The sequence below is a fragment of the Kribbella catacumbae DSM 19601 genome, from assembly GCF_000372465.1.
Taxonomy (GTDB): domain Bacteria; phylum Actinomycetota; class Actinomycetes; order Propionibacteriales; family Kribbellaceae; genus Kribbella; species Kribbella catacumbae.
This window is the reverse complement of sequence record NZ_AQUZ01000035.1, coordinates 77,988-95,081: the sequence shown is the minus strand read 5'-3', so window position 1 is coordinate 95,081 and position 17,094 is coordinate 77,988. Positions and strand designations below refer to the sequence as shown.

The 17,094-nt window shown below is 67.4% G+C and carries 13 protein-coding genes; 7 read left to right on the top strand and 6 right to left on the bottom strand.

Annotation, left to right across the window (positions count from 1 at the left end; genetic code table 11):
* Positions 1-181: 181 nt before the first annotated feature.
* Positions 182-1,621, bottom strand: coding sequence for an NADP-dependent phosphogluconate dehydrogenase (gene gndA / locus A3ES_RS0130125; protein ID WP_020390568.1), 1,440 nt, complete (start codon positions 1,619-1,621; stop codon positions 182-184).
* 247 nt (positions 1,622-1,868) lie between these two features.
* On the opposite strand from gndA, the gene A3ES_RS53520 reads away from it, so the two are divergent.
* The 3 genes from A3ES_RS53520 to A3ES_RS0130105 all read left to right on the top strand — a co-directional run bounded on the left by A3ES_RS53520 (position 1,869) and on the right by A3ES_RS0130105 (position 7,608).
* The gene (locus tag A3ES_RS53520) at positions 1,869-6,659 is read left to right on the top strand and encodes a DUF2961 domain-containing protein (protein ID WP_020390567.1); all 4,791 of its coding nucleotides are present in this window, start codon (positions 1,869-1,871) and stop codon (positions 6,657-6,659) included.
* Between the two features lie 11 nt (positions 6,660-6,670).
* Positions 6,671-7,213 carry an isochorismatase family protein gene (locus A3ES_RS0130110; RefSeq protein WP_237745094.1) on the top strand — a complete coding sequence of 181 codons (543 nt, stop codon included), beginning with the start codon at positions 6,671-6,673 and terminating at the stop codon, positions 7,211-7,213.
* 173 nt (positions 7,214-7,386) lie between these two features.
* Positions 7,387-7,608 (top strand): hypothetical protein, encoded by a 222-nt coding sequence (locus A3ES_RS0130105; RefSeq protein WP_020390565.1) that lies wholly within the window; start codon positions 7,387-7,389, stop codon positions 7,606-7,608.
* A 4-nt stretch (positions 7,609-7,612) separates the two neighbouring features.
* On the opposite strand, the gene A3ES_RS0130100 is transcribed toward A3ES_RS0130105, so the two are convergent.
* The 4 genes from A3ES_RS0130100 to tyrS form a co-directional block, all read right to left on the bottom strand.
* The gene (locus tag A3ES_RS0130100) at positions 7,613-8,440 is read right to left on the bottom strand and encodes an NAD(P)H-binding protein (protein ID WP_020390564.1); all 828 of its coding nucleotides are present in this window, start codon (positions 8,438-8,440) and stop codon (positions 7,613-7,615) included.
* On the bottom strand, positions 8,440-9,144 hold the full coding sequence (locus A3ES_RS0130095; protein WP_020390563.1) for a 3-keto-5-aminohexanoate cleavage protein: 705 nt from the start codon (positions 9,142-9,144) through the stop codon (positions 8,440-8,442). Before A3ES_RS0130095 ends, A3ES_RS0130100 begins: the two co-directional genes overlap by 1 nt.
* A gap of 92 nt (positions 9,145-9,236) precedes the next feature.
* Positions 9,237-9,839 (bottom strand): hypothetical protein, encoded by a 603-nt coding sequence (locus A3ES_RS48895; protein ID WP_020390562.1) that lies wholly within the window; start codon positions 9,837-9,839, stop codon positions 9,237-9,239.
* 22 nt (positions 9,840-9,861) lie between these two features.
* Positions 9,862-11,064 carry a tyrosine--tRNA ligase gene (tyrS, locus tag A3ES_RS0130085; RefSeq protein ID WP_020390561.1) on the bottom strand — a complete coding sequence of 401 codons (1,203 nt, stop codon included), beginning with the start codon at positions 11,062-11,064 and terminating at the stop codon, positions 9,862-9,864.
* A 235-nt stretch (positions 11,065-11,299) separates the two neighbouring features.
* Here tyrS and idi point away from each other — a divergent pair, with 235 nt between their 5' ends.
* Entirely contained in the window at positions 11,300-11,851 is a 552-nt protein-coding gene (gene idi / locus A3ES_RS0130080) for an isopentenyl-diphosphate Delta-isomerase (protein ID WP_020390560.1), read from the top strand.
* Positions 11,852-11,854: 3 nt separating this feature from the next.
* Here the strand turns inward: idi and A3ES_RS0130075 are convergent, their stop codons facing one another.
* On the bottom strand, positions 11,855-12,853 hold the full coding sequence (locus A3ES_RS0130075) for a 2-dehydropantoate 2-reductase (protein WP_020390559.1): 999 nt from the start codon (positions 12,851-12,853) through the stop codon (positions 11,855-11,857).
* A 129-nt stretch (positions 12,854-12,982) separates the two neighbouring features.
* Between A3ES_RS0130075 and A3ES_RS0130070 the strand changes: the two genes are divergently transcribed.
* From A3ES_RS0130070 to A3ES_RS0130060, 3 genes are all read left to right on the top strand, one after another.
* On the top strand, positions 12,983-13,663 hold the full coding sequence (locus A3ES_RS0130070) for a response regulator transcription factor (RefSeq protein ID WP_020390558.1): 681 nt from the start codon (positions 12,983-12,985) through the stop codon (positions 13,661-13,663).
* Between the two features lie 2 nt (positions 13,664-13,665).
* The gene (locus tag A3ES_RS0130065) at positions 13,666-15,096 is read left to right on the top strand and encodes a sensor histidine kinase (protein WP_020390557.1); all 1,431 of its coding nucleotides are present in this window, start codon (positions 13,666-13,668) and stop codon (positions 15,094-15,096) included.
* Positions 15,097-15,322: 226 nt separating this feature from the next.
* Positions 15,323-16,921, top strand: a complete 1,599-nt coding sequence (locus A3ES_RS0130060) for an ABC-F family ATP-binding cassette domain-containing protein (protein ID WP_020390556.1) — start codon at positions 15,323-15,325, stop codon at positions 16,919-16,921.
* Positions 16,922-17,094 lie beyond the last annotated feature (173 nt).

Below are 17,094 nucleotides of genomic sequence, written 5' to 3'. Positions count from 1 at the left end.
CCGCTGCCGCCGCTGACCAGCCCGGCCATACCACCCCGCACGCACCACCGAACCACGATGACCCAGCGGACACTCCGGGATTTCCATACCCAGAATCATATCCACGCTAAGCGACATAGGACATACGTTCGACCCCCAGCGCCAATCCCCACGCCGCCTCACCGCAGAGGCATCACGAAGATCAGGCCGACTGCTCCTTGCGATCCCCCGACCAGTCGAGGTGGAACGCACCCTCACGATCGACCCGCCGATACGTGTGCGCCCCGAAAAGATCCCGCAGCCCCTGGATCAACGCCGCAGGCAGCCGCTCGGCCCGCAACCCGTCGTAGTACGACAGCGCAGCAGAGAACCCCGGAGCCGGTACTCCGGCCGTGGCCGCCGTAGCGACCACGCGACGCCAAGCGTCCTGGCCGCCGATGACGGCCTCCTTGAAGTAGTCGTCGACCAGCAGCGACGGCAGCGCAGCGTCCCGGTCGTACGCCTCCTTGATCCGGTCGAGGAAGCGCGCCCGGATGATGCACCCACCCCGCCAGATCGTCGCCATCGCCCCGAGGTCGATGTTCCACCCGTACTGGTCGCTGGCCGCCCGGATCGCGTCGAACCCCTGCGCGTAGGCGACCAGCTTCGACGAGTACAGCGCGTGCCGCACGTCCTCGATGAACGCGTCCCGATCCACGTCCACCTTCGAGTCGGAAGGCCCAGCCAGTACGCCGGCAGCCGCCGACCGCCGTACCGTGTCGCCCGACAGCGAGCGCGCAAAGACCGCCTCCGCCATCCCGCTGACCGGAATGCCCAGGTCCAAAGCGACCTGTACCGTCCAGCGACCCGTGCCCTTCTGCTCCGCCTGGTCGAGTACGACGTCCACGAACGGCCCACCGGTCGACTCGTCGACCTGCGACAGCACCTCGGCGGTGATCTCGATCAGGAACGACTCCAGGTCGCCGCTGTTCCACTCGCGGAACACGTCCGCGATCTCGGTCGCACTGAGCCCGAGAACGCTGCGCAGCAGGTCGTACGCCTCGGCGATGAGCTGCATGTCGGCGTACTCGATGCCGTTGTGCAGCATCTTCACAAAGTGGCCGGCGCCGTCCGGGCCGACGTGTACGCAGCAGGCCTCGCCGCCGACGTGGGCGGAGATCTTGGTCAGCATCGGCTCGAGCGCCGCGTACGACTCCGGCGAACCGCCCGGCATGATGCTCGGGCCGTTGAGCGCGCCCTCCTCGCCACCGGAGACGCCGGCGCCGACGAAGTGCAGGCCCTTCGCCTTCAGGGCGTCCTCGCGCCGTCGGGTGTCGGCGAAGTGCGCGTTGCCGGCGTCGACGACGATGTCGCCCTCGTCGAGCAGCGGTACGAGTTCGTCGATCACCGCGTCGGTCGGCTCGCCGGCCTTCACCATGATGATGACCTTGCGCGGCTGCTCCAGCGCGGCGACCAGCGCGGGCAGGTCGTCGGCCGCGGTGAACTCGCCCTCGTGGCCGAACTCCTCGATCAGCGCGTCCGTGCGGGCCTTGGACCGGTTGTGGACGGCGACACGGAAGCCGTTGCGGGCCAGGTTCCGGGCCAGGTTGCGGCCCATCACCGCGAGCCCGGTGACGGCGATCTGGGCTGGAGCAGAACTCATGGATTTCTCCTGCGGGTGAGTGCTGGAAGTCTGAGTGCGAGACCAGTCTGCTGCCCCGGGCAACCTGCTGCTCCATCGGGGCCAACTGCTGGAACGCGCTTCCCATTCCAGCCGCGCGGCGAGTGCGCACCGCCGCGCGTATTAGCAGTCCGTGTGCACGAAGTAAACGGCTTCGAACTCTTCTCAAGCACGCCGGTCCGGTGGTAGACATCTGAGAAATCGATTTCCCAGATCGTGAGGTCCGCCCATGACCAGCTCGCTGCGACCCTTCGTCGCGGTGCTCCTCGGAGCAGTTCTCGCCTTCCCCGCCACCGCAAACGCCGCCTCAGCCAACACCGCAAACGCCGCCCCGGCAGCCTCCAATGCACAGCCCGCCAGTACTGCGCTCGCAGGCGGCAACGGTCCTGTCGGCTGGGACGCCTACCGCCAGCTCGACCGGCTGCCCGAACTCCAGACCGGCGTCCGCACCAAGCAGTTCTCCAGCTTCGGCCGCGACGGCACCAACAACGACGGTTTCGACGGCAAGTACTCCTGCCTCCGTACGACGTCCGCCGGCTGCGTGCTCGCCGAGGACGCCGGCCCCGGCGAGATCGCCTCGATCTGGTTCACCCGTGACGAGGGCGACGTCCGCAAGACCGGCACCATCACGGTGGAGCTCGACGGCAAGAAGGTGCTCGACGCAAGCTTGCAGGATGTTGTCGACGGCAAGCTTGGCTCGCCGTTCGTGTACCCAGTGGTCGCCAACGCGCTGGAGACCAGCGGCGGCGTCTACATCCGTGTACCGATGCCGTACCAGCAGTCGATGCGAGTGACCGTCCAGAACAACCCGTACTTCTACCACGTCAGCTACCGCGAGTTCCCGGACGCGGATGGCGTGAAGACCTTCGACCCGGCCGACAAGGCAGCAGACGTCGTCGCCCTGCTCAAGGCGTCCGGCACCAAAGACCCAAAGCCTGCCAAACCAGGCGCCAAGACGGTCGGCACCCCACTAAACCTTGCCCCCGGCAAGCAACAGACCCTCGCCGACACGTACGGCCCGGGGGAAGTCAGCGCGCTGAGGCTGAACCTTCCGCAGATCGTCGGCCTGGACCTGAAGGCCTTCAGCGACGACGGCCGCGCGTTCACTGGCGGCAGCAAGTTCACGATGCAGGTCGACCCGGCCAACACCGGCGTCAAGCTGATCCGCCGGCTCGACCTGCGGATCGGCAACCAGCGAGCGAAGGTGTTCGTCGACGGCGTCCAGGCTGGTGAGTGGACGCCGTTGCCGGCCAAGGGCGCGCAGTGGGCCGACCAGATCGTCGAGCTGCCGGCCAGCGTCACCGCGGGCAAGTCGCAGATCGAGATCCGCAACGAGTTCGTCTCGTCCGACAACGACTTCAACGAGTTCACCTACTGGGCCGACTCGATCGTCGGCGGAACCGCCAAGCGCACCGACACTCTCGATGTCGGACCGCAGCACCTCGCCGACGAGCAGGCGCACGCCTACTCGATCACCGACCAGAAATGGCAGGGCTCCCACTCCATGCCGTACGCCGCCACCCCGGCGGATGCCGAACGCGTGAAGCCCTCCGACGCCCTGCTGTCCGGCGTACGGGTGCAGGTGACCGTCGACGGCAAGAAGCGCGTCGATGCCCCGCTCGGCGAGTTCTTCGGATCCGGCCTGGGGGAGAACGCGGTCCGCTCGCTCTTCTTCGCCATGGATCCGAACGGCTGGTACTCCGCGTGGTGGCCGATGCCCTACCTCACCCGCGCGACCGTCACGCTGGTCAACACCTCGCAGTACAAGCTCTCAGGTCAAGCGGAGGTCACCTCGGCGCGGGACAGCAGCGTCGCTGGAGATCTCGTCACCGGCCAGAGTGGCTACTTCACCGCGCTGTCGCAGCGTGGTGAGACCAAGCTGGGCAGCGACTGGATGATCGCGAACACCACCGGCCGCGGCAAGTTCGTCGGCGTCTCGCAGACCATGGAAGGCCTGCAGCCGGATGGCAACACCCGCGGCTACCTCGAAGGCGACGAGCGCGTGTACGTCGATGGCGAGCGCACGCCGGCGATCTATGGCACCGGCACGGAGGACTACTACGAGTCCGGCTGGTACTTCAACCAGGGCACGTATTCCACGCCCTTCCATGGCAACTCGGGCCACGAGGTCCAGGCCGGCGAGTGCAAGGTGGAGTGCGACAGCGCGTTCCGCTTGCACATCACCGACTCGATCGGCTTCCAGAACCAGCTGGCCTTCGGCATCGAGCACGGCCAGCAGAACGATCACCCGGCGATCTACGGCTCGACGGCCTACCTGTACTCCGCTGCGAAGTTCGGCGCTCGCGAGACCGACCGGATCGACACCGGCTCGGCGGAAAGCCGCTCGCAGCATCAGTATGCCGACGGCGCGGCCACCCAGGCCGACCTGACCAGCGTCTACGAAGGCGATCACGACGACACCGCGCTGACCGACCAGGTCCGCTCCGGTACGGCGCCGATCCGCTTCACCGCGAAGGTCGATCCGGTCAACCGTGGCGTGACGCTGCGTCGTACCAGCGACCAGAACCTGGCTGGGCAATCGGCCAAGGTGTTTGTCGACGGCAAGGAAGCCGGTACCTGGTTGCAGGCCCTCGGCAACGACCGCCAGCGCTGGCTGGACGACAACTACCAGTTGCCCGCAGCAAGCACTCTCGGTCGCACCAAACTCACGATCGAACTCAGGCCAGCCGGCGCGACACCCTGGACAGCGGCCGGCTATGTCGTCCAGTCCTCAGTCATCCCGTACGCCGACCGCACTGCGCCCGGTCCGGTGCAGAACCTCACCGCCGCGGGTCGCACCGACAACGCGATCGCGCTCAGCTGGTCCGAGACCTCGGACGACAGCGGCATCGCGAAGTACAACGTGTTCGGCGCGAAGGCGGGCGCCGCGGAGAAGCTGATCGGTTCGAGCAGCACGCCTGGGTTCCTGCACAAGGATCTCGGCCTGAATGAGACGTGGACCTACCGCGTCTCGGCCGTCGACCTGGCCGGGCACGAGGGAAGCAAATCGACCTCCAAGCAAGCCACGTCGGGCACCACCGTAAAGATCGAGGGTGAGTCCCTGCTGCCGGTCGTCTCGGCGACAGTGCCGGTGGATCCGCAGGGCAACTGCTGCGGGGTCAGCTGGTCGGGAGGGACGCAACTCTGGATCCACGGCGCGAAGGCGGGTGACAACGCCGTCCTGTCGTTCACGGTCCCAGCCAATGGCAACTACAACTTGTCGGCGGCGCTGACCAAGGCCGTCGACTACGGGATCGTCGACGTCAGCATCGACGGAACCAAAGCGGCGTCCTTCGACGGCTATGTCCCGTCCGGAGTGACGACACAGAAGGTTGACCTCGGCAGGAGAACTCTTGCTGCGGGCAAGCATCAGCTGACCATCGCGCTGACAGGCAAGAATGCTGCCGCCACCGGCGATCTGGCCGGCCTCGACTACCTGGAGTTAGAGTTGGAGCAGATCAAGAGCGAGCCCTTCACGAAGGTCGACGAGGTAGTGGCCGCAGGCAAGTTCGTGAAGGTCTACGACCCGAGCGTCGGGGAGTCCAGCCCGTGGTACTACAACGACCACACGCTGATCCAGGACCGGAAGACCGGCACCTGGCATGTCTACGCGATCACTCACGCCGAGCCGGCCAACCCGCTCGACGAGAAGAGCTTCGGGCATGCCACCGCGCCTTCGCCGAACGGTCCGTGGACCAAGCAGCCGCCCGCGTTGGTGGCCGACCCGGCCGCGGGTGAGAGCCACATCTGGGCTCCGCATGTGATCTACGACCAAGGCGTCTACTACATGTTCTACGCGGGTGGGACGGCCGACCATACGGCGTACCGGATGTCGTTGGCGACCTCGACGGATCTCGCGAACTGGACCAGGGATGCGGCGAACCCGCTGTTCACGGACGGCTTCGACGGGCGCGATCCGATGGTGCACAAGGTCGGCGAGCAGTGGGTGATGTACTACACCGCCAACTCGACGCCGAGTGGCGGCAACCACATCGTTGCCTACCGCACCAGTGCTGACCTGAAGCACTGGAGCGAGCGGAAGACAGCGTTCAAGCATCCGCAGACGGGGACGTTCGGCGGGCCGACCGAGTCGCCGTTCGTGGTCCAGCGCGGCACGGACTGGTATCTGTTCGTCTGCTGCGACGGCGGGTACGAGTCGACCAAGGTCTACAAGAGCAAGGATCCGCTGAACTTCACGATCGACCAGTTGGCCGGCACGATCCCGGCTCATGCGGCGGAGGTCGTGCAGGACGGCACCAACTGGTACGTCACCGGCGCGGGCTGGGGCAAGGGCGGGTTGTTCATCGCGCCGCTCGACTTCAACAAAATGCAGACCACCAAGGGGACGGTGGTCAGTACGAAGTACTACCGGGCCACCGTGCAGACGACTCCGCGAGCCGTGTTGACGGCGCTGGAGGTCGACGCGTCGGGCCAGGCGCAGTACAAGCCTGCGCTGGACTCGTCGTCACGGGCGACCGCGCCCTATCTCGGCGTGGGCAACTTCGGCGCGACCGATCTCACCGGGGCGGCGGCGGAGGTCGAGGATGCGGACGGGAAGCTGCGGATGAAGGGTATTCCGCTCGGTGACGAGCCGATCACCGCCGATTGGACCTTCGACTTCGGGTCGAAGACCTTCGACACGAGTCTGCGCTGGAACGTCAACGAGGCGCCTAGCGCGACACTGTGGGAGGTCTCCTTCAACGTCGACTCCGCGCTCGCCGACCAGGGCGATCCGGGCGGCTTCGGTCGCAACGGTGACTATCCCGGGCTGCCGAAGTGGTCGATGGCAACCAGCCCCGGCCTGAGCGTGGTGACGGCGTACAAGCAGGGCTCGGCCTGGGCGGCGGACAACCACTGGTACGACCCGCAGAACAGCGCTGTCGCCTGGCAGCCACTCTGGCAACCGGGCGGTCGCGCTTGGTCACCCGGCTCGTACGACGGCGGCACCTGGCGCTTCGGCTTCTCCGCCACCGAGAAGGACACTACCTTCGCCGAGACTCTGGCAGGCACGTTGAACTAGAGTCAGAAAATGTGACCACACCTACCTTGGCGCCTCGTACGACGGCGTTGGTGCTGATCGACCTGATGCCCCGGATCATCGCGCTCGAAACGGCGCCGCTGTCCGGGGCGAAGGTGCTGGAGCGCTGCGTCGCGCTGGCCAAGGCCACCCGGTCGGTGGGTGGGCTGGTCGTCAACGTCCGGGTCGAACGCCCGGGCGTCGACGTCCAGCCCGAGGGCAGTGGGTTCGCGCCAGAGCTCGACCGGCAGCCGGGTGACGTGGAGATCGTCAAGCGCACGATCGGCGCGTTCCACCAGACCGGCCTGCACGAGATCCTGGAGGCACGCGGCATCAAGACCGTCGTCCTCGGCGGCATCGCGACGAACTTCGGCGTCGAGTCCACCGGCCGCGCCGCCGACGAGCACGGCTACGACACGGTCTACGTCACCGACGCGATGACCGGCCTGGACGGCGCGGCCCACGAGTTCGCCGTCTCCTACGTCTTCCCGAAGTTCGGCACCACCTGCACCGGAACGGAGTACGTCGCCGCCCTCAGTCACGATCAGGGCGGGTGAGCATCGACGTACCGCAGCCCGATCTTCCAGGTCCGGAAACGTTCAGTGACACTGCGGCAAATCCCTAGCAAAAAGTAGCCGTCTGATCACTGTCCGCGAGACCGGCGGTCGATCCCTGGATTCCTCCCCACGACCAATTGCGTGCTCAGCCAGAAGCAGAGCACGCTTAGGTCATGACGAAGCCGGCGAAACTGGGTGCCGAGAGCTCCGCTTCGCACTATCCGCACGCCAGAGACGACTGCGCCGAATGCCACGGCCATGACGCGGATGTCGTCGCCCGCTGGCCCAATCACGAGGTGCGCTGGTGCCACCGCTGCACCGGGGTCGCACTCGCCCTGGTCGTCAACCTCGGCCACGAGGTAACCGTCGGCTCCCTCGACCGCGTAGACGCCTAGGACACTAGCCGAACAGCGCGGCGTTCTCCCGGGCCCACTGCTGGAGTGTCCGCGCCGGGTGCCCGCTGACCTTCTCGACGGTGTCCGTGACGGTCGTCTCGTCGATGATTCCGTCGCCGAAGAACGCCTCGATCGCCTCCGCGTACTGCGCCGGCATCGACCCGAACAGGTCGTCATGCGTCTCTGTCCGGCTCATCTCATAAGCCTGCAACGGACGCCCGATCGCCTCGGCGACGATCGCCAGCTGCTCCGCCGGCCGCAGCGCCACCGGACCGCTCAGCCTGTACGCCGTCCGCGCGTGCCCGTCCTCGGTCAGCGCAGCCACCGCCACGTCGGCGATGTCGTCCGGGTGGATCGTCGAGATCGGCACCTCGGGGAACTGCAGCCGTACCACGTCGCCCGCTTTGAGCTGATCGAGCCAACGAAGCGTGTTCGACATGAACGAGTTCGGTCGCAGGAACGTCCACTCCAGCCCAGACTCCTGGACGGCGGCCTCGGCAGCACCGTGGTACTGCGCGATCGCATTGCCCGTCTCCGTGCCGATCACCGAACTACTCGACAACAGCACAGCCCGCCGTACGCCGGCCTGCACCGCGTTCGCGAGCAGCTCTTCCATCCGGTCGTACCCGCTGAGCAGGAAAACCCCGCTGACCCCGGCGAGCGCATCGGCAAACGTATCCGGCTGATTGAGATCACCCAGCACCGCCTCAACCCCAGCAGGCAGCTCGACCGGCTTACGCACCAACGCCTTCGCCGGCACCCCTTTCGCAGCCAGCGCCCGCACGACCGCTCCGCCCGCGTTCCCCGTCGCACCGGTCACCAGAACCGCCATCACTTCCCCCTCAAATACGCAACCAGTTGCCCGTTGTCAGTGACGCTCTCACCACGCGGCCCGGTCAGCATGTCCTCAAAACCAGCCCGCAAGCCATACCCCTGCGCCCGCGCCCACTCCAGCACCGGCCAGGCCCAATCGTTCTCGCCATGAACCACCACTTCATAGCCAGCCGGCAGCACGGCGAGGATCGCCCGCGCCGCCGCGACACCGTCTGCACCAGGCGAGATCCCCGGCAGCGCTTCCACCAGAACGCGCACCACCGGCCCTTGCCAGGCCAGGAACTGCTGCGCGGCCGAAGGGGTGAAGAGCCCGGCTTCGATCCCGATCCCGCGCTCGACCAGCAGGTCCGCGACCCGTTCGGCGCCTTCCTCATGCCAGTTGACGCTGGCGAAGTCCGGCCCGGTCCACTCGCCGATCAGAGCCAGCCGCTTGTCCATGTCCGGCTCGATCTCTTGCCGCGTGGACACCCCGACCGCCAGCCCAGGACACCGCTCCCGAACCGCGGCCACCGCCGGCTCCACATCCGACCACTGCAAGCTCTCGCGCTCATCCGCCCCGCGTGGATGGAAGTGCACCGCGTCAGCCCCAGCCAGAACCGCGTCGGACGCGGCCTGCGCCAGTTCCGCCGGAGTCACCGGTACTCCGGGGTGGTCGGCGCGCGAGCGGTCGCCGTTGAGACAGGCCTTCACGATCGATTCCATCCCCAGCCACCCTGCCAGACCAAAGCCTGATCCGCGATCGTTTCGACGACGAGTGGGACTCATTCGCGGTGTTGCCGGGGTCGGCTAGCAGGTTATCCGCCAGCAGGCGGCTGACTGTCGATGGCGGTGAGGCTGTCCCGATCGACAGGACATAGTCGCCCAAACGCACCCTTCCTGCCACCTTCGTGAGCGTGGCGGGCGGGCTGCGCGGCGACTATGTCCTGTCGGTCGGGACATAGTGGCCGCTCCCGGATCGCGAGTTCTCGCTTCTCACTGGTCGCCTTGGCCCAGGCGCCGGCTGCCGGCAGGTGGATCAGACAAGAGAGGTTCCAGGTCTTGTACTGCGTGGGCCTGGCCGGCCCGACGATGCCGGTTGCCCAGTCGACCAGCCGCTGCGGACCGTCGACCTCGGCCCACGTCGACCGCAGCGGATGCGGCTTGATGATGTCCGGCCAGTCGGGACGCGGCGTCGGGTCGAGCACGCCTGGGCGAGGTCCGGTGGCGGCCTGGACGTGGAAGACGACCCGGCCGCCACGACCGAGTTCCGCGTTGTCGGCGTGCACGAGGCGCAGTACGAAGGTGGGCACGCCGAGCACGTCGTCGAGATGCCTGGTCGTCGCTTCGACCTCCGACCACCAAGGCCGGTCCGCTTCGAAGGGCGGCAGCTGTCCGGCGTACCGGTCGCCGACGCTCACCAGCGCTTCGACGGTCTTCGTCTCAGGCGCGGACGATCCGGTGGAAGGTGCGAGAGCCGGAGCGGAGGGTGACCGGCTCGGAGAGGGGGATGGGTTGGTCATGGCTGAGCACCTTCTGATCCTCGATCGAGACTGCTCCCTGACGGATCAGCCGGCGGAGGTCGGAGTTGCTCAGCTCAGGGCGCGCCGCTTGCAGCAACTCGAGAATGGTCGGACTGGAAGTCTGCACCGCTATCTCCGGAAGGTCACCCGGAATATTGCGGTGGGTGAACTGCTCGGTGAAGCCCGCGCGCTCGGCCTTGGCCGTGTTCGCGCCGTGGTAGCGCGTTACGACCGCGGCGGCGAGTTTGAGTTTGGCGTCGCGGGCTGCCGGACCGCCCTGCGCGGCGGCTTCGCCGAGGGCGGCGACGACGTCCAGCGGGAGTTCGGTGTACACGTGTGCGTAGGTCTGCACCAAGGTGTCGGGCAGGCTCATCAGCTTGCCGAACTTGTCCTTCGGGGTGTCGGTCAGCGCGATGTAGTTGTTCAGCGACTTCGACTGCTTGGGCCCGCCGTCGATCCCCGGCGTGATGGTCGTGATGACGAGAGCCTGGGGCGGTGACCCGAGGCGTTGCTGGAAATGCCGGCCGAGTTGCTCGTTGAAGAGCTGGTCAGACCCGACGATGGTCAGATCGCTGTCCATCGCGAAACTGTCGTAGCCCTGCAGTACCGGGTAGATCAGCTCGTGCAGCGCGATCTCCCGCCCGGCCGCGATCCGCTCACGGAACATGTCGCGCGCCATCAGTTGCGCGTGCGTGACCTGGCTGAACAACCCGAGCAGCGTCGCGACCTCCATCGAGCCGAACCACTCCGAGTTGCGGCGTACCTCGAAAACCTCGGGCTCGGTCCGCAGGACGAGCGACACCTGGTCGAGGAACGAGGCCGCGTTCGCCTCGATCTGCGCAGGGCTGAGCGTCGGCCGCGTCTCGGACTTGCCAGTGGGATCGCCGATCCTCGTGGTCAGGTCGCCGAGCAGGAACACCACCTTGTGGCCCAGATCCTGCAATTGCCGCATCATCCACAGATTGACGGCGTGCCCCAGATGCAGGTCGGGCGCGGTGCAGTCGACGCCGTACTTGATCCGCAGCGGCCGTCCTGCCGCGAGCCGTTCGATCAGGGCGGTCTCGCCGACGATGGTGTCGGTCGTCCTCCGCAGCCGTTCGATCACGGCTGGTGCTTCGATCATGGGATTCCTCTCGAAAAATCAACTGCGAGAGGCACTCAGCGCCTCCGGCAACGGAAAGAGGCAGGAACCACGACGGGTTCCTGCCTCGGAGGCTCTGGGGTGGAGCGAACTACAGCAACAGGCCGGCTCGTCCCAGAGCCGGTCGATACTGCGCGAGTCGCTTGATCACGGGCCCAGGCTAACAGTCCCGGGCCGGATCCAGACAGCGAGTTAGGCTGAGCGGGTGGAGACAGAGATGGTGACTCTGGTCGACGAAGCCGGCCAGGCGATCGGTTACGAGGACAAGGCGACGGTGCATCACGCCGCGACGCCGTTGCATCTCGCGTTCTCCAGCTACGTGTTCGACGACCGCGGCCGGGTGCTGCTGACCCAGCGCGCGTTCAGTAAGCGCACTTGGCCCGGGGTCTGGACCAACAGTTGCTGTGGGCATCCACTCCCGGGCGAGACGCTCGAATCCGCCGTACGTCGCAGGCTCTCCGACGAGCTCGGGCTGGTCCCGACCGCGATGGACCTGATGCTCCCGGCGTTCCGGTACCGCGCGGAGATGCCCGACGGCATCGTCGAGAACGAGCTGTGTCCGGTGTTCCGGGTCGTCTGCGAGGGGGAGCCGGTCGCCAACCCGGCCGAGGTCGCGGCGTACGAGTGGGTCGAGTGGCGCGACGTCGCAGTACGGCCTGAATTGTCGCCGTGGTGCCTATTGCAGCTGAGCGAGCTGAGCACCCTCGGCCCGCTCCCGGCGGAGTGGCCGATCGCTGATCCCGCCGCGCTTCCGGCCGCTGCGCGCTAGGCCTTAACGGCTCGTCAGGAGCTTGAGGAGGGTTGGGGCTGGGACCGCTGTGGCTTGGCCTGACTCGGCGGTGCGGATCAGGGCGATCAGTTTGGCGTTGACCGGAGCTTCGCGGCCGAGGGATTCGGCCAGCCGGACGACTTCGCCGTTCAGGTGGTCGATTTCGGTCTGCCGGCCCGCTTGCAGGTCTTCCCACATCGATGACCGGGCCAGCGGATCGATGGCGAGCATCTTGCTGGCGAGTCGCTTGAAGAGGAAGTCCGGCAAGCGCAGTACCGGCGGCATCCGATGGGCCGGCAAAGCCGTGAGCTGAGCCGGCGTGATCCCGGCCGCCTTCAGCAGGTCAAGGGTTTCGGACTGTGCGGCGGCCAGGCAGCGGCGGTAGTCGCGCTGGGCCAGTTCGTCGCGCAGCGGCAGGTCGGACAGCGCGTTGACCGGGTTGTTGAGGTTGAGCAGCAGTTTCGCCCACTGGACCGGGAGGATCTCGTCATGCTGCTTCAGCGGGAGACCAGCACGCTCGAAGGCCTCCTCGTAGGGCTGCAAGGCCGGATCCTTCTGGACGTCGAGCCCACCCTCGGTCCCTTGGTGGAAAGCGCCGCCGCCGCGGTTGAGTACGTTGAACGGAACCATCCCGGTCAGCACGGTGTGATCCGGCAACCGCTCCTGCAGCAACTCGCCGTTCCGGATGCCGTTCTGAAAGCTGATCACCACGGCTCCGGGCTTGAGCACCCCGGCGAGCTCGCCAGCGGCCGTCGCCGTCCCAGCCGACTTGACCGTCACCAGTACGAGGTCAGCCTCAGCAGCCGCACCCGGCGTCGTCTCGTACCGAACAGCCGGTACTACGAGGTCGGCGCCGAGGTAGTCGGTAAGCCGCAGCCCATGCTCGGCCAGCTCGTCCGCGAGCCGCTGCCGCCCGATGAAGGTGACGTCCGCGCCACCGGCCGCCAGCCGCCCGCCGACGTAACAGCCGATCCCGCCCGCGCCGTACACAGCGATCGCCACAACAGTCTCCTCATCCGAGCCGGAGTCCCTTGTCTAGCAGGGCGCTAGTGCAACCGGACGCGCGGGTCCAGGGCCGTGCCGCACCGCCCGCACCTGCAATCGCACCCGAGGGTGCGCCACACTGGTTGGGTGGCACACAGCTTGTTGTTGGTCGACGACGAACCGCGGATCCGGCGGGTACTGCGGCTCGCCCTCGAAGACGAGGGCTACGAGATCTTCGAGGCCGCCAACGGGCTGGACGCGCTGTCGGCGCTGCGACGCGAGCCGCCGGACGTAGTACTGCTCGATCTGATGCTGCCGGACCGGGACGGGTTCACCGTCTGCCGGGAGATCCGGCGCACCAGCGACGTACCGGTGATCATGGTGACCGCGCGGACTGACAGCCACGATGTCGTCGCCGGGCTGGAGGCGGGTGCCGACGACTATGTGACGAAACCGCTCGTGGCCAAGGAGTTGTCGGCCAGGATCAGGGCGTTGCTGCGGCGGGTGGAGCCTGGTACGCCGGTGCAGGAGCAGTTCGTCGTCGGCGACCTGGAGATCGACGTACCGGCTGCTGAGGTGGCTCGGGACGGGGCCGTGCTGCCGCTGACCAGGACCGAGTTCAAGCTGCTGGTCGAGCTGGCGAGCCTGGAGGGCAGGGTGTGCAGCCGCGAGCACCTGCTGTCGAAGGTCTGGGGCTATGGGTACTTCGGTGACAGCCGAATCGTCGACGTGCACATCCGTCGGCTGCGGCTGAAGATCGAGCGCGACCCGGCCAGCCCCAAGCATCTCGTCACCGCTCGGGGCCTCGGCTATCGACTGGTGAGCTGACCGTGCGGCAGCGATTCGGGCTGCGCGACCGGGTGATGCTGGCTTACGGGTTGCTGGCCCTCGGGCTGTCCGGCGTACTGGCGCTTGTCACCTTCGGGGTGGTGTCCAACTACCTCACCGACCAGCGGACGTCGTCGGCGATCGTGGAGACGTCCGACAACGCGGCGACGCTGCACTACGGGCTCTATGGACTGACGCCGGAGTGTATGCCGGTTCGTCGCGAGGAGACCGAGTGTGCGACAAGCGTTGCGGTGCCACCGGCCAAGGTGGCGAAGCTGGTCGAAAGGCTGCCGTCGACCGACTCCGCCGCGATGCTGCTGGGCTACAACGGCAGCTGGTACACGGTTTCGGCAAATGAGGGCGACGTACCGGCCGACATGGTGGCGACCGCCCGGAGCGGTATCGAGGTGCATCGGCGGATCGAGGTAGGCGGCGAGCAGGTGCTCGCGGTCGGGGTGGCGGTGGGCAAGCCGGGCGAGGCTTTCTTCGAGTTGCATCCGTTGACCAGGCTGGACAGCACGCTGCGGACGTTGAAGCTGACGCTGATCTTGGCGGCGATCGTGACCGCGCTGCTGGGGTTGGCCGTCGGCCGGCTCGCTAGCACGGTGGCGCTGCGGCCGCTGGCCGAGCTGACGCAGGTGGCGGCCGCCGTTGCACGCGGGCGGCTTGATGCCCGGCTGCAGGCGGAGAACGATCCGGATCTGGGTGGTTTGGCGCGTTCCTTCAACCAGACGGCCGCGGCACTGGAGAAACGCGTCGTCGCCGATGCGCGCTTCGCCGGCGACATCAGTCATGAGCTGCGCACGCCGTTGATGACGATGATGAACTCGATGCAGCTGATCCAGAACCATCGCGCGGAGCTGCCCGGGGCGGTGCGCGAACCGGTCGAGCTGCTTGGGGACGATCTCGATCGGTTCCGGCGGCTGGTGGTCGATCTGCTGGAGATCTCCCGCGACGACGGTGGTGACCAGGGCACCCGGGAGACGGTCCGGATCGCCGACCTGGTCCGCGCCGCCGCCGACGCGACCGCCGGACGGGAGATCACCGATGTGTCGCCGGATGCGGCCGAGCTCACGATGGAGGCGGACAAGCGTCGCCTCGAACGCGTGATCGCCAACCTGGTCGACAACGCGGAGCAGCACGCGGGTGGTTGCAAGGGCGTCACCGTCAGGGCCGGCGGCAAGGGCGTCATCGTGTACGTCGACGACGCGGGCCCGGGCATTCCGGCCGCCGACCGCGATCGCATCTTCGAACGCTTCGGCCGCGGCGAAACCTCCCCGGACAGTCGCACCGACGCCCAACGCGGCGGCATCGGCCTGGGCCTGGCCATCGTCGCCCGCCACGTCGAATGGCACCACGGCACCATCCAGGCCAAAGAGCGCCCCGAAGGCGGCGCCCGCTTCATCATCGAGCTCCCCACCCAAAACCACTAACCACCGCATAGCCACGCTCCACCTCAGTGCGGAACTCCGTCGTCGCACCCACCTCGGGCTGGCCGGCCGCGGCTTATCGGGCCCGGGCGGCGAAGACCGGATAAATCGGCTGACGTGCTAGGCGTGAAGTTCTACTCTGGGGCATGGCTACTTGCCTCTGTGTCTAGCTGCGGACTCGCTTCCCCACCAGAAGTGCGTCCGCTTGCTATCACGGAGAGTAACCATCATGATCACCGTCCGCGGTGTAGATATTCGCGTCGGCGCCCACCTACTGCTGTCCGACCTCTCGTTCCACATCAGCCCCGGCGACCGGATCGGCCTCGTCGGCCGCAACGGCGCCGGTAAGACCACGCTGATGAAAGCCCTGGCCGGCGAGGACCGCCCGGCGCCCGGCACCATCGCGTCCACCGGCTCTGTCGGCTACCTGCCACAGGACCCGCGCGCCGCCGACCCCGCCATCACGGTCACCGCCCGGATCCTGTCCGCGCGCGGCCTCGACGTCGCAGTACAGCGGCTGAAGAAGGCTGAGACCGCGATGAGCAGCGCAGTCGGCGAAGCTCAGGAGCGCGCGATGGTTGCCTATGCCCGAGCCGAGACGGAGTTCCAGGCCGGCGGCGGCTATGCGGCCGAGGCTGAAGCCGCACGTCTCGCGGCGGGCGTCGGTCTGCCCACCCGCGCTCTCGACCAACCGGTTGGAGAGCTCTCGGGTGGTCAGCGGCGCCGCGTCGAGCTGGCGCGCATCCTGTTCGCCGAACACGACACCCTGCTGCTCGACGAACCAACCAACCATCTGGATGCCGACTCGGTCGGCTGGCTGCGCTCGTTCCTGCTCGGCTACCCCGGTGGGCTCGTGGTGATCAGCCACGACCGCGACCTGCTCGCGGCGACGGTCAACCGCGTGTTCCACCTGGACCCGCACCGGACGACGATCGACATCCACAACACCGGCTGGAAGAAGTACCTAGAACAGCTGGAACTGGACGAGCGTCGCCGTACCAGGGAGCGCCACACGGCCGAGCGCAAGGCCGCAGTACTCCACGCCCAGGCAGACAAGATGCGAGCCGGAGCCTCAACCGCCGCAGCCGCAAAGAACATGGCCAGGCGAGCCAACAAGCTCCTCACCGACCTCGAGCCGGTACGCCGTACCGCCCGCGTCGCCAAGATCCGCCTGCCCGACCCAGCGCCATCCGGCCGGACCCCGCTGACCGCGAGCGGCCTGACCAAGTCGTACGGCGGATTGCAGGTGCTCAAGGGTGTCGACCTGGCCGTGGATCGCGGCAGCAGACTGGTCATCCTGGGCCTCAACGGCGCGGGCAAGACCACGCTGCTCCGGATCCTCGCCGGCCGGGAACACCCGGACGGCGGCGAGGTGATGCACGGTCACGGCCTGCGGCTCGGGTACTTCGCGCAGGAGCACGACACGCTCGACCTGGCCGGTACGGTCCGGCAGAACCTGGCGTCCGTAGCGCCCGGCCTGACCGACGGCGAGGTCCGCAACGTGCTCGGCTCGTTCCTGTTCAGCGGAGATGATGCGGACAAGCCGGCCGGCGTGCTCTCGGGTGGCGAGAAGACCCGGCTGGCGCTGGCCGGCCTGGTCCACTCGGGCGCGAACGTCCTGCTGCTCGACGAGCCGACAAACAACCTGGACCCGGCCTCCAGGGGCGAGGTGCTCGGCGCGGTCGGCAGCTACCCGGGCGCGATCGTGATGGTTACCCACGACGAGGGCGCGATCGAGGCGCTTCGCCCCGACCGGGTCCTCATCCTCCCCGACGCCACCGAAGACCTCTGGACCGACGACTATCTGGACCTGGTCTCCCTCGCCTAGCCCATAACCCGCCAGTCGCAGTGCGATGGAAGCGGCGGCTATGTCCCGACCGACAGGACATAGTCGCCGCGCAGCCCGCCGGCCACGCTCACCGGGGCGCCTGGCAGGTGCGTTTTGAGGACTATGTCCTGTCGATCGGGACAATCTGTCCGCCATCCACAGCCAGTCGACTC